Source organism: Hyalangium versicolor (genome assembly GCF_020103695.1).
In the GTDB taxonomy this organism is placed as follows: Bacteria; Myxococcota; Myxococcia; order Myxococcales; family Myxococcaceae; genus Hyalangium; species Hyalangium versicolor.
Genome location: NZ_JAHXBF010000012.1, coordinates 318,146 through 333,315, shown reverse-complemented (window position 1 = coordinate 333,315; position 15,170 = coordinate 318,146). Strand labels below are relative to the sequence as shown.

The following is a 15,170-nucleotide window of genomic DNA, read 5'->3' as shown; positions in this document are numbered from 1 at the left end:
CAGGGGGCTCAATCGTCTTCCTTCGAGAGCTCCATCAGCAGATCCAGGTCCTCCGCCGCGTCCATGCTCTCGAGCAGCTCCAGGTTCTCCACCACCTCCTGGTCCTCCCGGGACATCTGGGGCTGTTTGGGCCGTGGGCGAGCGGGCTCGGTCTTTTGTGGAGGCGGCGGAGGGGGTGTCGGAGTCCGATCCTCCGCTGCGGCCACACCAGAGTAGAGGCTGGTGGCCAGCAGGATGAGGAGGATGCGGCTCACTGGCGCCGCCTCTCGCGCAGGCGCTCGCGCAGATCCTGCCGCTGCTCCGGAGACATCTGCCGCCAGCGGCGCATGTTCTCCATCATCTGCTCGCGCCGCTCCGGGTGGGCGCGCAGGTACTCGCGCATCCGCTTGCGCACCTCGGCCTTGCGCTCCGGATCCATGTCCCTGAAGTCGCGGAAACGCTCGCGCAGCAGTTGGCGCTCCTCGGGAGACAGCTTCTGGAAGTCCCGGAGGTTGGCGCGCAGGCGCTCGCGCTCTTCGGGAGGCATCTTCCGCAGGCGCTCCAGGTTGCCGCGGATGCGCTCCTGCTCCTCCTTGGGCAGCGCCTTGAACTCGCGCAGCTTGGCGCGCAGTGCTTCCTTCTGCTCGGGAGAGAGCTTCTCGAAGCGCTCGGCTGCCGTCTGGGCCTGCTCGGTGCTCTGGGCCTGGGCTCGCGAGGGCGTGCCCGCGAGCAGCGCCACCACCGCGCCGATGATTGCCAGGTTGTGTCTCATCACTGCCCCTCCAACTCGTGGAGGTTCTCGATGACCTCCAGGTCCTCGGCGCTGTCCAGGCCCACGATGTCGTAGTCCTCGACCAGCTCCAGATTGGCGGCCAGCTCCAGCGAGCCGGCGTCCATCACATTCATGCTCTGCGACTCGTGGCCGGTGTAGACGATGGCGAACCCCACGGCCGCGGCCAGCCCCAGCGAGGGCACCAGCACGGCGGGCCGCAGCAGCGCCTTGAGCCGCTCCCGGAGCGGAGGCGGCAGCGCGTCCACTCTGGCCAGCACCGCCCGGCGCGTGTCGAGAGAGGGCTTGAACTCGGGAAGCGCGGCGAGCTGGGTCAGCGTGCGTCGCAGCAGCTTCTCGGTGCCCTGGCACTCGGCGCAGGTGCCCAGGTGCGTCTCCATCTCCGCTCGGCGCGCGGCGGAGAGCTCCCCGTCGATGTATGCCGTCAGATCGTCCTCGAACGCGCAGCTCATGCCCTGCTCCTCGCGGGCAAGGTGCCCGCCTGCAGCTCTTCTATCTTGCGAGCCACCGCGAGAGTGGCCCGGTGGATGAGGCTCTTCACCGCGGCCTCACTGGCCTCCAGGGCCTCGGCGATGTCCCGGTACGCCATGCCCTCGAAGCGGCACATGGTGAAGGCGGCGCGCTCCCGCTCGCTCATGTCCTGGAGGGCCTCGCCCACGGCGCGCTCCAATTCCTTGCCCGCCACCGCTTCGTCCGGACGCTCTCCCTCCGGCCCAGCCACCTCCACCCCGTTCTCCTCCTCCTCTTCGCGGGGTGAAGTGGATGTGTGTGTCACCCGGTATTCTCCACGGCGCACCTCGTTGAGGCAGTGGTTGGTGGCCACCCGGAACAGGAACGTCTTGAACTGCGCCGTGGGCTTGTAGGCCTTGGCGTTCCGGTAGAGCTTCACGAAGATGTCCTGCGTCAGCTCCTCCGCCCGGGCCTGATCCCCGACGAAGCGGAAAGCAAAGCGGGCCACGCTCGCGTGGTAGCGGTCGAACAGCTGGGCGAAGGCCTTCCGGTCGCCCGCCGCCACCCGCCGCATGAGTTCTGTGTCCGATTCAGGCTCCACGAATGCCTTGAACCCCGTTGCCTGGAAGAAGTTGCGGGCACCGTGCGCTTTGAACCTCACGGGTAACCCTGGGTACAGTTTTCGGCGTGGCTACCATCTCCAGCACACGTCCACCCACCTCGGGTGAAGCGTCGAGCACCGTCTCGGGCGAGGCCGTGGGCGAGCTGCCCATCGCGGACGTGGCCGACTGGGGACATCTCCTCCCGGAGGCTCGACCCGAGGGGGAGTCTCTGGCGGGAGCGGTACCAGCTGTCGACTCAGGGGCCGTGCTCTCGGAGGAGCGCTTCGAGGCGCCGGCGCCGGCTCCCTCGGCTGAGCCCCCTCCTTTAAAGGGCGCGGGCCCAAGCGCAGCGGGTTTCTCGATAGAGGTGGCGGAGCGCCCGGAGTTGGTTTCCGAGGCCAACTCGGAGGAACTCACGCCGCTGCCCTCGCCCCGCCAGGGAGCGAGACCTGTTGCTGTCGAGTCCTTCCCTTCGGACGAGCGGTCCGTGGCATCGGTGGTGGTGGATCCGGCGATGCTCACCGCGCTTCCGAGTTCGCGCCCGGCGCCGGGGGTGAACACGCCCCCGCCGGAGACGCCGCTGCCGGTGCTGCTGCTGGTGGAGCAGGCGCAGAACGCCTCGGGGGAGGAGCGGCAGGAACTCTCCCGCCGCATCAACCGTTGGCTGGACAAGATGGTGAGCGAGGGAGGTTCACGGCACGTGGCGGATTGGTTCCACCACCTGATCGAGCGCGGTCGGCTCGAGGGGCTGGCGGATGCGGCGGGGCAGTCCTGTCATGAGACAGCGGTCCGAGGGCTGCTGGCCATGGGCTTTCCGTACGCGCTGGAGGTGCGGCCCGAGGATCTGGAGCGCCTCAAGCCGCGGCAGTCCCAGCCGAAGCACCGGAAGCGGGGGCGCAAGCTGAAGGGGGCGGCGGCGGGAGTCCTGGTGGGAGGGCTCGGAGCGGAGGTCGCGCTGGACGTGTTGAGGCAGTTGCCGGGGATGGAGCTGCTCACGGTGGAGGTAGGCCTTTTGCTGCTGGCCCTGGTGACGCTGCTGGTGAGCAGGCCGCGCTCGGCGGCGCACAACATGGGGCTGGCGGTACTGCTGGTTGTGTCGATGCTGACACTTTCCCTTGGAGTCCTGGGGGGTTACGCTGGCCTGGCGGCGGGCTTGGGCGGGTTGGTGGCTGCTCTCCTGTTTGCCCTCCATCGGAGCTGAGGGGCCTTGCGATACAGGTATGTCAGGGGGGTGGACTACGGTCTACCCGTCGCGTAGTAATACGAACCGCGTTCTGAACGCGGGTTCAGGTGGGCCGGGGTGGCTCACCGCATACGACTGGAGGAGTCGAGAGATGGCCGTGAATCAGGAGAAGGAGAAGGCGATCGAGCTGGCGATGTCGGCGGTGGAGCGCCAGTTCGGTAAGGGTTCGATCATGCGGCTCGGCAACGATGAGCCGCTGGCGCATGACATTCAGGCCATTTCGACTGGATCGATCTCGCTCGACATCGCGCTGGGCGTGGGCGGGGTGCCGAAGGGGCGCATCGTCGAGATCTTCGGGCCGGAGTCCTCCGGTAAGACGACGCTGTGTCTCCACATTGTCGCCGAGGCGCAGAAGCGGGGCGGCATCTGCGGCTACATCGACGCGGAGCACGCGCTGGACGTGGGGTACGCCCGGAAGTTGGGGGTGCGCACGGACGACCTGCTGTTGAGCCAGCCGGACACGGGCGAGCAGGCGCTGGAGATCGCGGAGATGCTGGTGCGCTCGGGCGCCATCGACGTGCTGGTGGTGGACTCGGTGGCGGCGCTGGTTCCGAAGGCGGAGCTCGAGGGCGAGATGGGCGATGCGCACATGGGCGTGCAGGCGCGACTGATGAGCCAGGCGCTGCGCAAGCTCACGGGCACCATCTCGAAGAGCCAGACGTGCGTGATCTTCATCAACCAGATCCGCATGAAGATCGGCGTGATGTTCGGCAATCCGGAGACGACGACGGGCGGCAACGCGCTGAAGTTCTACGCGTCGCAGCGGTTGGACATCCGCCGGATTGGAGCGATCAAGAACGGCGAGGCGGTGGTGGGCAGCCGGACGCGCGTGAAGGTGGTGAAGAACAAGGTGGCGCCTCCCTTCAAGGAGGTGGAGTTCGACATCATGTACGGCACGGGCATCTCGCGAGAGGGAGACCTGATCGACCTGGCGTCGAACGATGGCATCGTCGAGAAGAGCGGCAGCTGGTTCGCGTTCAAGGGCGAGCGCATCGGCCAGGGCCGTGAGAACGCGAAGGACTACCTGCGCGAGCATCCGGATACGTACAAGGAGATCGAGGCGCGGGTGCTGGAGAAGTACGGGGTGCTCAAGACGCAGGCGGCCGCAGCGGCTCCTGCTGAGCCGGAGGCTCCGGCGGAGGGCGAGAAGCGCCCTCGCGTGAAGGCCGTGAAGTAGTCCTGCGCTGACACAGCAGGGACGAAGTCTCAGGGGCTGCTTGCCGCGAGGTGAGCAGCCCCTTTTCGTGTCGGGGCTGATTGGACCGGGGCCGCTGCGAAGTGCCCTGGTGCTGTAGAGCGAGAAACACGTGTTTGCGACTCACAGGTAGTTCACCCTCTCATATCGTGACCTTACTTTGCTCCCCCGGGTTCGCGAGCTTGGGCGTTGGAGATAAGTGGTCCTGCATACGTGGAGGAGAGGTGGATACCAGCCAACCCGGCGATGATGCTGAGTTCGAAAAACTCAAGCTTTTGTTTGATTACACCAAGTTTCATGTCGGCATCTACCTCACCGTCGTTGGCGTCTTGACTGGGATTGTTGCCACGAGCGCCAAAGATTTCTCATTCCATTTCAATAGGGCATGGCTCATCAGTGCAATCGTTTTTATTGTGATTGCTGGCATTGCGGGCGGCGTTCTTTTGAGCAGTATGTGCCATGAGCGGAGATTGGATCTGTTCTGGAACAAAAAGCTTGGTCCGTTTGGGCTTCGGTGTTGGCCGGCCAAGTGGTGGGCCTCTATCGAACACACAGCATTCTGGGTGGCTATTGGGTGCGCGCTCTGTGCGTTCTTTTTCCCGAGTAGCAACCGAGGAGGATGAAACTCAAAGAGGGGTCGTGCGAATGCGGCGCTGAGCTTCGCGGACGAACTGGGTGCAGGAGAAGTCCAGCGGTGCATCGCTGCTCTGGAGCGCGTGACGGGCTCTGAGGAATGGGAGCCAGACCGAGTCCTCCACGACTACTGCTGTTTCTGCGAGCTCACGACGTGGCACCCAATGCCCGCCGAGCTTGTGTACAAGGTAGCGGCCCAGCCATGCCCCCAGTGCTGAGATGAGCGCCTCCTTCTTTTCCGCAGAGGGGTGCTCTCCCCAGCCGAAGTGCCACAGTCGCCAGTCCAAGGCGGGAAGGGCTTCTGGAATCGTTTGCAGCACTTCCGGTACTTCCGTGTGGAACAAGGCGATGAGCTGCTCGGCGTAAAGGCCCTCGTAGGTCTCCACCGATGCCTTTACGTTCGTCATGTCCGTTTGGAGCACCTGGGCGGCGGGGAGCCACTCGGCGACGGGTGGCGGTTGGTAGCGGTTGAACCGCTCCACCGTCTGGCGCTTGCGCAGCAACCCCTGAAAGTCCACCTCTTTTCGGAGGATCTCCGCCACGTCCGGATGAAACTCCATGGGAATCGGGGCGAATGCCAGTGAGCGCTCGCGCAGAGCTGCCAGCGTGGCCTCCGGGTTGAGGTCGGGGCGCAGGTGGATCAGCGAACGGGCCTGTGCTGCACGCGCTTCTTCGGAGTCAAAATCCACAGGCGTAGTCTGTGTGAGCCAGAGCACCGCACCGCCAGGTAGCTCCTCCATCCGTGAGGCGGGAGTGGAGAGCACGCGGTCCCTTCCGAGTTCCTCCTGCATGTGTGCGCCATAGAGGTTGAGCCAGAAGGCTTCGGTGATGCGTTGGGGGATGCGAGAACGCTCCTCGTTTGGTTTCCTGCTCAGCGTGAAGTCGGTGAAGCTGTGTCCCAGTCCGTAGGCCAGCGGTAGCCTGGCCGCCACTGCACGCACCAGCGAGACGAGTTGCTCAGCATGCTCTGATGCCTTTCCGCCCTGGTGAAGAAACGAGAAAGGACTGATCCTTAGCTTCAAGGCAAAGCGCACACCATCGGTCTCTCCATCGAAGGTATCGAGCCACACGCTGACCTTGGGAGGCCGGGAGCGAGCAAGGATGGTACCTGTGCCCGCACCGATGCGGTTCTTGTGGAAGCGCTCCCGCAGCGTCTGCCGCGAATACTTCTGCGGCCGCGCGGTGAGATGCATCTGGTCCGGGCGCAGCTCTTCGTCCAAGGACTCGATGATGTCCAGGAGTTCCTCCAGCCCTTCAAAGCCCCGTGCCAGCGGATCCTTGAAGGAGTAGAGCTGCAGGACGAAGTCGTCTTCCTTGTTCCACGCGTCAGCGTCCATGGAAGTGGAGCTCGATCCCTCGGTTGAAGGCTTCATCGGCGAGGGCCTCCTGGAGTTTCGGTGTCAGCCCTTCTCCGTCATAGACGAGGTGGACCCGGGTGACACCCACCTTGCGTCCGAAGAGCGGATGGCCGAGCCGACGCACCTCCACCGTTCCTCCATACTTGGCTCGGGCCTCCTGGATGTCCTCGCGGAGTTGCTTGATGGATTCATCGATGCTCTTGTTGGGGAAGGCACGCTGCTTGTTGCTGAAGGAGTGGACGGTAGGTTGCCTGCCCGCGCCGAGTGAGGCCTCGTCGATAACGAACTGGTCCGCGTAGGTGAGCCAGCCGCCTTCGTGTCCCAGGCCCACGTTCTCCGCGACCAGGGGCTGTTCGATGCCACGCAGCAGAGTTCGTGTTCCTGCAGCCTCACCTGCCTCCCGCTGCATGGCTTTGCCCACGCGTCTTTGGAACTCCAGCGCCTGTTGGAAGCGGTCTCGGAATGCCTGATAGCTCTCCCACTTCAGCGGCGGCTTCAGCTCCACTCGCCCCGTTACTGCGGATCTGCCACCCACAAGATCCTGGTAGCGCCCCTCCCAATACGCCACGTAATCCACCCACAGGCGGCTTTCGGCCTTCACTCCCGAAGGAGGCTCACTCATTCTCGGGTGGTAGCGCTCCAACTCCTTCAGCCCAGATGGACAGCGAGGCCCCGCCGCCTCCGCCTCCGCCTCCGCGAGCCGAGCCTCCTGCGTCAGCGCCTCCTCCAGCGCCATCCGCCCGTCTGCTCCGACGAGTTGCTCCACACGCGCCGCTTCCACGGCCATGCGTTCGGCTTCTGCTACGCCTGACCTCGTCTCCGCTCCGCCGGCTTTCAGCACGCTGCCGACCACCAACACGTCCAGGGCTCCAGCGATGATGGCGTTCTCCACCCCCTTCATCCTGGCCCTGCGAGTGAATCCCTCCGCGAGCAGCCCTCTCAATCTCAGGCCGCCCGCGCCTCGTGAAGGGATGAATTCCTCCAGGTGCCTCCATTGCACCGTGCAGCTCGGCAAAGTGCCGCACACCACTCCCAGCGCCTGATCCCCAATCGCCTCACCCGTGTGCCGCAGGGTTTCTTCCAGCTGCCGCACCACCTCCAGGGCACGTGCATCCCCCCCTTGAGCATCCGCGTACACGCGCTCCAAGTGCGCGGAGCGGTGGACCAGGAACACTGCGGAGCGATCGCCCTCAAGACGGCCTGTCGCATCGCAGTACAGCCCATAGTCGAAGGCGGGAACCTCATCCCTGCGCAGTTCTTCCAGCGACACGGCCTCTGGTCCACCGCATCGGGCTGCCACTAGCAGTGGAGAAAGCGCTACCAACGAAGTCAGCGCCAGCAGTCGAAGCATGCGGCCCAGTCTTCCTCCGGCTTCACCCCGCGAGAAAGCCGCGCTGACACCCTGTGCCTCACTCCATCTTCAGGCGCGGCGCGTCATGGATGTCGCGGGCTCGTCGTTTGCGCACAAAGCGCAGATGCGCCATAGACTCCGCGCGCCAGAGGCCCCGACGGCCTCGGCCCCTTGGAGGGTTCCTTGTCCCAGAAGATGAACCGCCGCACCATCCTGCAGTCCGTCGTCGCCGTCGCGGCCTCGACTGCCTTCGCCTGCAGCGATGATGAGACCACCGTCGACACCCAGTCGGAGTCGGAGAAGGCTCGCGCGTACTTCCCTCAGTCCGTGGCCTCCGGAGATCCGCGCCCCGACAGCGTCGTGCTCTGGACCCGCGCCGTGAATTCCGCGCAGTCCAATACCGACACCGCGATCTCCCTCGATGTCTCCACCGACGAGAACTTCGGCTCGTTCGTGCTCCAGCAGCAGGGCCTCACCGCCCAGGCCGCGCACGACAACGCCATCAAGGTCAAGGTCACCAACCTCCAGGCGCGCACCACCTACTACTACCGCTTCATCTACGAGGACGGTGGCCAGAAGTTCATCTCCCCCGTGGGCCGCACGAAGACGGCACCCAATCCCGGCGATGACGTGCCCGTGAAGTTCGTGGTCGGCAACTGCCAGGACTACGTCGGCCGCTACTACAACTCCTGGCAACGCCTGCTCCAACTCAACGCGGATGTGGATGCCATCATCTTCCTCGGCGACTACATCTACGAGACCACCGGAGACCCGTCCTTCCAGTCCACCAGCACCACCCGCGGCGTCTCCTTCACCGAGCCCGATGGCGCGCTGGTGCAGCAGACCGGCATCTTCAAGTATCAGGCCGCATCGGCGCTCTCGAACTACCGCGACATCTACAAGACCGTCCGCCAGGACCCCATCATCCAGAAGGTCCACGAGCGCTACCCCTTCATCGTCGTGTGGGACGATCACGAATTCTCGGATGATTGCTGGGGCTCGAACGCCACCTACCAGGATGGCAAGAAGCTCGAAAAGCAGGACGAGCGGCGCCGCAACGCCGAGCAGGCCTTCTTTGAGTTCATCCCCATCGACACCTCGGCCAGCGCTCCTCCGGGTCCTATCGATGTGAACTCGGAGCCCCGCTACCCGAACACGCACATCTACCGCGACTTCGACTTCGGCAAGCACGTCAAGCTCATCGTCACGGACTACCGCACCTACCGGCCCGATCACATCATTCCCGAGGATGGTTACCCCGGCACGGTGGTGATGGATCAGGCTGCGCTCGAGGCGGCCCAGGTGGCGCCTTATTTCACGGACGCGTCCTTCGCGTACATCAACGTGGATGTAGCGCCCTTCGCGGCGCTGAAGCCCGGTTTGCAGGAGGCCTACGTGTTCCTGGCCATGAAGGCGGGGCTCTCCTTGGACGAGGCCAAGGCGAAGGCAGCCACCTGGGTGCAGGGCAATCTGGCGCTGGCCTACGTCAACCAGGTGCTCGCCCAGTCGCCAACGCCCGTGGCGCCGATCTCGGCCGAGGGCCTGCCGCGAGGCCTGGCCTACGTGCACATGGGCAAGGTGGGCCTCTTCGACATCCGCGGCTCTCGCTACGTCGTGGTGAAGGACACCTTCGATCTGTACGCGGCGTATCACTACCAGACCACGGCCAAGGCCAGCGAGAACGCCTGGGGTGCTGCCCAGGAGGCCTGGTTCCAGGACAAGGTGAAGGCCAGCAACACCTGGAAGGTGGTGGTGAGCTCCGTGTCCGTCACCTCCCTGGTGTGGGACTTGAGAGCCAAGACGGAGATCCCCGATCCCACCCTGCGCCAGCGCTTCTACTTCAACGTGGACCACTGGGACGGCTTCCCTACCAAGAAGCAGGAGCTGCTGAAGACTTTGAAGGCCACCAACGTCAACGCGCTGGTGCTGTCCGGAGACATCCACGCCTCGTACGCCTCGGTGGAGTACGGCATCCCCGCGCTCACGGGGCCGGCCATCTCCTCGGGCACGGTGCAGGAACTGGCGGGCACGGCGCTGCTCGGCGCGGGTTACTACTCGGGTAGCGCCATCTACCGGTACGCCGTGGCCGAGATGGATGCCACGCTCAAGGCCGGCAACCCGGGTCTCGCGTTCGCCAACTCGGAGGCCCATGGCTTCCTCATGGTGGAGATCCGCCCTGATCAGGCGCTGGCCACCTACCACCTCATCCCCAGCAGCGAGATCCACAAGGATTACTCGCTGCGGAGCGATGACGAGCTGAGGGCCAAGTTCATCTCCCAGTCGCTCGTCATCCAGAACGGCACCATCACCTCCGCGTAAGTCGTTCCTGCCCGGGAGGCGCAGGCGGTACGCTGCGCCTCTCATGGGCACCCCTGTCGTGCGGCTCGTCCCCGCGCTCCCCGAGCACCTGGACGAATGGATCGCCATCCGCGCTGGCGCCACCTCGCGCCGGCTCATCCCGATGGACGAGGACAGCCGCGAGTCACTGCTGAAGCGGCTGAGCGAGGCGAGCAGTGACGTGACGGATCCTCGCGCCAAGAGCTTCCGGTGGATGGTGGAGGCGGATGGGCGCATTGCTGGCACCTTGTCCGCACGAGAGCTGTCCCGTGTGCATGGCCGGGTCGAGGTGGGCTACATGCTTGCCGAGGAGTACCTGGGCCGTGGCATCGGCACCCGCGCGGTGACGCTGATGCTGGAGCGGCTCTTCTCCATCCCCCAGCTCTACCGCGTCTGGTTGACCACCACGGCGGAGAACGTTGGCTCGCAGGCCCTGGCGCGCAAGCTGGGCTTTGTGCTGGAGGGCGTCATGCGCGAGCACACCGTCGTCCAGGGGCGGCGGATGGATCTGCAGTTCTGGGGGCTGCTGCGGCCCGAGTGGGAGGCACGCCAGGCCTCGCGGTGATCCATCCGCGCGAGGGCGGGTCAAGGTGCTGTGACGCGAGGGCTTCCTGGCCGGAGAAGCCTTGTGTCCTCGATGAGGTGCATCATGAGGCGAATGACCAGACAGCTGTGGGCAGCGGTGGCGACTGTCGTGCTCTGCGCGTGCGGTGACGAGGTGGAGCCTGTCCAGGTGCGCGGTCGGGTGACGGACCTGGAGGGTTCGCAGGGGCAGAGTCTGGGCGTACGGGCCTTCGGCGCGGAGGGCCTCGGGGGTACGGGCACCGCGTCGGCCGTCACGAAGGTCCGCGCGAGCACGGTCGCCGAGGGCGGAGCGCTGACGCTCGTGGGCGAGGCGGAGGTCTCCGCTCAGGGCAGCTACACCGTGGAGGTCCCCGAGGGACAGCAGAAGCTGGTGCTCCAGGGAATCGACAACTCGGGCACGGTGGTGGTCTCCGCGCTGCTCGATGCCAGCGGCCAGGCCGGTGACGCCACCATCGCTCCGCCCATGGACAGCGAGAGCTCGCTCGAGGCGGAGGTCTTCACCCGCATCGTCGCGGATGGGGCCCAGGTCGCGCAGACGAACACGGTGGATCTGCGCACTCGTATCAACGCGAAGATGGCGGCGGCCGCGAAGCAGGGGGCCAGCACGCGCGAGGCGGTCCAGGCGCGGGTGAAAGTCCTGGCGGAGGCCGTGCGCGCCGCGCAGGAGGCGGAGATCCGTGCCTATGCGAAGGCGGGCGTCACGACGAGCCAGTCGGCGCTCTTCGACGCGGAGCTGGCCGCTTCGGCGAAGCTCAATGTGGCGCTCGATGCGGCGTCCGACACGGGGGCCGCCGTGGAGACGGCCTATCAGGATTTCTACATGGAGCTGGCCGCGGCGGCCCAGCGATTGGGGGCGAAGGCGCAGCAGCAGGCCCAGGCGGAGAGCTCGGCGAGCGTGGCCTTCCGCGCCACGGTGAAGGGCCGTCTGTCCGCGCAGGATGCGCAGCCGCTCGTGGACGCGGCCGTACGTGCCGCGGCGGCGGCCGAGGCGAGGACTTCGAGCATGGCGCTTTCGGTGATCCTCCAGGCCTCCACGGCCACGGATGCGTCGCTCCAGCAGGCGGACACGGCGGCTACGGCCTTGCGCTCGAACGTGAGCGCCTCGGTGACGGCGGCGGCCGCGGCGCAGGCATTCACGGGCTTCTCGGCGAGCGTGGCCACCGGCGCGGATCTGAAGAGCACCGTGCTGGGCTCCTATCTGGGCGTCAGCGTCGTCAACCAGGTCGCGGCAGCTGGAGCCGTGCAGGCCACGGCCACTGCGGCCACCGCGCTCGATGCCGCGCTGGATGTGGCGGTGAAGGCCGCCGTCACCGCGACCCAGACGGACACCGCGAAGCTGGCCACCGGGATTGCCGATGCCTACGCCACCTATGTCAGCGCGGTGAAGGCCCAGGCTACGCCGCTCGCGACGTTCGGGGAGAAGGCCACTCCGGCAGTGGAGCTGCTCGTGGTCGCCGACGGCTCCTTCCGGTTGCAATGAAGGCCTCGGAGGCCGCCGCCTGGACGCTCGGCAGCCTGGAGGTAGGTGAGAAGCATACACGGCGGGCAAAAAGTGATAGGTTGCCCCTGCCATGCACGCCTACGCCGCCGAGCTGTCCCAGGAGCTGGGCCTCAAGCCCGAGCAGGTGGACAAGACCCTCGCGCTCAATGCCGAGGGCGCCACCGTCCCCTTCATTGCCCGCTACCGCAAGGAAGCCACCGGCGGGCTGGACGAGGTGCAGATCCAGACGATCCTGGATCGCGCCGCCGAGCGTTCGGAGCTCGACTCCCGCCGGGAGACGATCCTGCGCACCATCGAGGGCCAGGGGAAGCTGACGCCCGAGTTGTCCCAGGCGCTCCAGCGCGCGCGGACGCGCACCGAGCTGGAGGATCTCTACCTGCCCTACAAGCCCAAGCGGCGCACCCGGGCCGCCATCGCCCGGGAGCGGGGGTTGGAGCCGCTCGCGGACATCATGTGGAAGCAGGAAGGGCAGCGCAGCGAGGACCGGAACGCACGCGTGCGCTCCTTCGTGGACGCGGAGAAGGGGGTGCCGGACCTCGATGCGGCGCTCGCGGGAGCGCGGGACATCTGCGCCGAGCGCGTCGCCGAGGATGCGCCCCTGCGCCGCGCCGCGCGTGAGCTGTGCCTCCAGAAGGGGCGCCTGCACTCCGATGTCGCCCCCGCGAAGAAGAACGAGCCCTCCAAGTTCGAGTCCTATTATGAGCACGAGGAGCCGCTCGCCCAGGCGCCCTCCCACCGGGTGCTGGCGCTGCTGCGCGGCGAGGCCGAGCAGGTGCTCCGCGTGAAGGTCCTCTTCCCCGATGACGAGGCCAAGGGCCTGCTGAGCTCGCGCGTAGTGACGAAGCCGCAGGCGCTCTTCGCCTCGGAGCTGCGCACGGCGGCGGAGGATGCGTGGGAGCGGTTGCTGGGCCCGTCCCTGGAGTCGGAGCTGCGAGCCGAGGTGAAGGAGCGCGCGGACCGCCAGGCCATCGGAGTGTTCGGCGAGAACCTGCGCCACCTGCTCCTGGCGTCGCCCGCGGGCACACGGGCCGTGGTGGCGTTGGACCCGGGCCTGCGCACGGGCGTGAAGATGGTGATGCTGGACGCCACCGGAAGCGTGGCGGAGACGGGCACGCTCTACACCGAGCGCTCACCCGACGAGCGCGCCCGTGCGGCCCGGCAACTCGCCGCCGTCATCCAGAAGCACCATCCGGAGTTGATCGCCGTGGGCAACGGCACGGGCAGCCGCGAAGCAGAGTCCTTCGTACGAGAGGTGCTCGAGAAGCTCGGCACGAAGCTGCCGGTCGTCTCCGTGAGTGAGCAGGGCGCCTCCGTGTACTCGGCCTCCGAGGTGGCGCGTGAGGAGTTCCCCGACCTGGACGTGTCCCTGCGGGGCGCGGTGTCCATTGGCCGCCGGCTGCAGGATCCGCTGGCGGAGCTGGTGAAGATCGATCCCAAGAGCATCGGCGTGGGGCAGTACCAGCACGACGTGGACCAGGGGCTGCTCAAGAAGAAGCTGGGCGAGGTCGTGGACTCGTGCGTGAACGCGGTGGGCGTGGACGTGAACACGGCCTCGCCGCAGTTGCTGGAGCACGTGTCCGGTGTGGGGCCCTCGCTGGCGAAGAAGCTGGTGGCGCACCGCAGCAAGAAGGGCGCCTTCTCCACGCGGCGCGAGCTGCTCAAGGTGAGCGGACTGGGACCCAAGACGTTCGAGCAGGCCGCGGGCTTCCTGCGCGTGCGCGGTCCCGAGCCGCTCGATGCGAGCGCCGTGCACCCCGAGCGCTACCCCGTCGTCGAGCGCATGGCGAAGGATCTGGGCGTGGAGGTGGGCGCGCTGGTGGGCAACGCGGAGCTGGTCCGGAAGATCGATCCGAAGCGCTACCTGGGCCCGGACCTGGGCGAGATGACGCTCCGAGACATCCTCGCCGAGCTGGAGAAGCCCAGCCGCGATCCGCGCGGAGACTTCTCCGCCCCCACGCTGCGCGATGACCTGAAGACGCTGGAGGATGTGAAGGAAGGCATGGTGCTCCAGGGCGTGGTGACCAACGTCACCGCGTTCGGCGCCTTCGTGGACGTGGGGGTGCACCAGGACGGGCTCGTCCACGTGTCACAGCTCGCCACGCGCTTCGTGAAGGATCCCGCCGAGGTGGTGAAGGTGGGGGATCGGCTCACGGTGAAGGTCCTCTCCGTGGACCTGCAGCGCAAACGTCTGGCCCTCTCGGTACGCGCGGTGCAAGAGGGCGGTGCGCCTCAGCCTGCGTCCCACCGGGCTCCGGCGGGGAACCCGGGACGCATGACGACGAGTCCCCCGGCAGGGAAGGGCGCTCCACCAGGGCGTCCTCCCGCGAGCAAGCCGCCCCCCGGAGAGAAGAAAGGCCCGGAACCCTTCAACAACCCTTTCCGCAACATCAAGCGCTGAGCTGGGGACAGTCGTGGCCTCCGCGCCGTTCGTTGCGCGTGCGCGGAAAATGATCCTCTCATATATAGGGCGCCCCACAACCATCCGTTGGAGGCTCTCATGAAGCTTTACTACGCCCCTGGTGCCTGTTCGCAGAACCCTCACATCCTGCTGCGCGAGGCGGGCCTGAAGTTCGACCTCGTGAAGGTCGACCTGCGCGAGCACAAGACCGAGAAGGGCACGGACTATTACAGCGTCAACCCCAACGGCTATGTGCCCGCGCTGGAACTGGATAACGGCGAGGTGCTCACCGAGAACCCGGCGATCGCACAGTACATCGCCGACCAGAAGCCGGAGTTGAAGCTGGCGCCCGCCAACGGGACCCTGGAGCGCTATCGGCTCCAGGAGTGGCTGGGCTTCATCGGCACCGAGATCCACAAGCAGTACTCGCCGCTATTCCGGCCAGGCATGACCGACGCGGAGAAGAAGCCGTACTTCGACAAGCTCAGCAAGCGCTTCGACTACGTCGTCGAGAAGCTCAAGGGCAAGCAGTTCCTCCTGGGCGATCAATTCACCGCGGCGGACTCCTACCTGTTCGTCCTCCTAGGCTGGAGCAAGATTGTGGGATTCGACCTGAGCAAGTGGCCCGCGCTGCAGGCCTATCAGGAGCGCATCTCCTCCCGGCCCGCGGTCAAGGCCACGCTGGAAGCTGAGTTCGGCAAGGCCTGACGTCCTCACGGGGGCGCGGAGAGCGCTTCTGCGCTCCCGG

General features: G+C 66.4%; 14 protein-coding genes. 8 read left to right on the top strand and 6 right to left on the bottom strand.

Annotation, left to right across the window (positions count from 1 at the left end; all coding sequences use genetic code 11):
• Positions 1–8: 8 nt before the first annotated feature.
• The 4 genes from KY501_RS25715 to KY501_RS25700 are packed head-to-tail and all read right to left on the bottom strand — an operon-like array spanning position 9 to position 1,880.
• Positions 9–254 carry a hypothetical protein gene (locus tag KY501_RS25715; RefSeq protein ID WP_224366081.1) on the bottom strand — a complete coding sequence of 82 codons (246 nt, stop codon included), beginning with the start codon at positions 252–254 and terminating at the stop codon, positions 9–11.
• Positions 251–751, bottom strand: coding sequence for a DUF3106 domain-containing protein (locus KY501_RS25710; protein WP_224366080.1), 501 nt, complete (start codon positions 749–751; stop codon positions 251–253). The genes KY501_RS25715 and KY501_RS25710 overlap by 4 nt, the downstream gene beginning before the upstream one ends.
• Positions 751–1,221, bottom strand: coding sequence for an anti-sigma factor family protein (locus tag KY501_RS25705; protein ID WP_224366079.1), 471 nt, complete (start codon positions 1,219–1,221; stop codon positions 751–753). The genes KY501_RS25710 and KY501_RS25705 overlap by 1 nt, the downstream gene beginning before the upstream one ends.
• A complete protein-coding gene (locus tag KY501_RS25700) occupies positions 1,218–1,880 on the bottom strand; it encodes an RNA polymerase sigma factor (protein WP_224366078.1) in 663 nt (220 codons plus the stop codon). Before KY501_RS25700 ends, KY501_RS25705 begins: the two co-directional genes overlap by 4 nt.
• Positions 1,881–1,906: 26 nt before the next feature.
• On the opposite strand from KY501_RS25700, the gene KY501_RS25695 reads away from it, so the two are divergent.
• The 3 genes from KY501_RS25695 to KY501_RS25685 all read left to right on the top strand — a co-directional run bounded on the left by KY501_RS25695 (position 1,907) and on the right by KY501_RS25685 (position 4,882).
• Entirely contained in the window at positions 1,907–3,022 is a 1,116-nt protein-coding gene (locus tag KY501_RS25695; protein ID WP_224366077.1) for a hypothetical protein, read from the top strand.
• 133 nt (positions 3,023–3,155) lie between these two features.
• On the top strand, positions 3,156–4,241 hold the full coding sequence (gene recA, locus KY501_RS25690) for a recombinase RecA (protein WP_224366076.1): 1,086 nt from the start codon (positions 3,156–3,158) through the stop codon (positions 4,239–4,241).
• Positions 4,242–4,483: 242 nt separating this feature from the next.
• Positions 4,484–4,882, top strand: coding sequence for a hypothetical protein (locus KY501_RS25685; RefSeq protein WP_224366075.1), 399 nt, complete (start codon positions 4,484–4,486; stop codon positions 4,880–4,882).
• Between the two features lie 3 nt (positions 4,883–4,885).
• Here the strand turns inward: KY501_RS25685 and KY501_RS25680 are convergent, their stop codons facing one another.
• Positions 4,886–6,229 carry a hypothetical protein gene (locus KY501_RS25680; RefSeq protein ID WP_224366074.1) on the bottom strand — a complete coding sequence of 448 codons (1,344 nt, stop codon included), beginning with the start codon at positions 6,227–6,229 and terminating at the stop codon, positions 4,886–4,888.
• Positions 6,219–7,601: a hypothetical protein gene (locus KY501_RS25675; RefSeq protein ID WP_224366073.1), complete on the bottom strand. Its 1,383-nt coding sequence runs from the start codon at positions 7,599–7,601 to the stop codon at positions 6,219–6,221. Before KY501_RS25675 ends, KY501_RS25680 begins: the two co-directional genes overlap by 11 nt.
• 183 nt (positions 7,602–7,784) lie before the next feature.
• Between KY501_RS25675 and KY501_RS25670 the strand changes: the two genes are divergently transcribed.
• The 5 genes from KY501_RS25670 (at position 7,785) to gstA (ending at position 15,130) form a co-directional block, all read left to right on the top strand.
• The gene (locus tag KY501_RS25670; RefSeq protein WP_309242993.1) at positions 7,785–9,920 is read left to right on the top strand and encodes an alkaline phosphatase D family protein; all 2,136 of its coding nucleotides are present in this window, start codon (positions 7,785–7,787) and stop codon (positions 9,918–9,920) included.
• Positions 9,921–9,963: 43 nt separating this feature from the next.
• A complete protein-coding gene (locus tag KY501_RS25665) occupies positions 9,964–10,503 on the top strand; it encodes a GNAT family N-acetyltransferase (RefSeq protein WP_224366072.1) in 540 nt (179 codons plus the stop codon).
• An 84-nt stretch (positions 10,504–10,587) separates the two neighbouring features.
• Entirely contained in the window at positions 10,588–12,003 is a 1,416-nt protein-coding gene (locus tag KY501_RS25660) for a hypothetical protein (RefSeq protein ID WP_224366071.1), read from the top strand.
• 91 nt (positions 12,004–12,094) lie between these two features.
• Positions 12,095–14,422 (top strand): Tex family protein, encoded by a 2,328-nt coding sequence (locus KY501_RS25655; RefSeq protein WP_224366070.1) that lies wholly within the window; start codon positions 12,095–12,097, stop codon positions 14,420–14,422.
• 99 nt (positions 14,423–14,521) lie between these two features.
• Positions 14,522–15,130, top strand: a complete 609-nt coding sequence (gstA, locus tag KY501_RS25650) for a glutathione transferase GstA (protein ID WP_224366069.1) — start codon at positions 14,522–14,524, stop codon at positions 15,128–15,130.
• Positions 15,131–15,170 lie beyond the last annotated feature (40 nt).

Coding starts and splice junctions, on each gene's coding strand:
- KY501_RS25665 (WP_224366072.1), top strand. CDS start 9,964: ATGGGCACCCCTGTCGTGCGGCTCGTCCCCGCGCTCCCCGAGCACCTG.
- KY501_RS25660 (WP_224366071.1), top strand. CDS start 10,588: ATGAGGCGAATGACCAGACAGCTGTGGGCAGCGGTGGCGACTGTCGTG.
- KY501_RS25680 (WP_224366074.1), bottom strand. CDS start 6,229: ATGGACGCTGACGCGTGGAACAAGGAAGACGACTTCGTCCTGCAGCTC.
- KY501_RS25675 (WP_224366073.1), bottom strand. CDS start 7,601: ATGCTTCGACTGCTGGCGCTGACTTCGTTGGTAGCGCTTTCTCCACTG.
- recA (WP_224366076.1), top strand. CDS start 3,156: ATGGCCGTGAATCAGGAGAAGGAGAAGGCGATCGAGCTGGCGATGTCG.
- KY501_RS25710 (WP_224366080.1), bottom strand. CDS start 751: ATGAGACACAACCTGGCAATCATCGGCGCGGTGGTGGCGCTGCTCGCG.
- gstA (WP_224366069.1), top strand. CDS start 14,522: ATGAAGCTTTACTACGCCCCTGGTGCCTGTTCGCAGAACCCTCACATC.
- KY501_RS25705 (WP_224366079.1), bottom strand. CDS start 1,221: ATGAGCTGCGCGTTCGAGGACGATCTGACGGCATACATCGACGGGGAG.
- KY501_RS25655 (WP_224366070.1), top strand. CDS start 12,095: ATGCACGCCTACGCCGCCGAGCTGTCCCAGGAGCTGGGCCTCAAGCCC.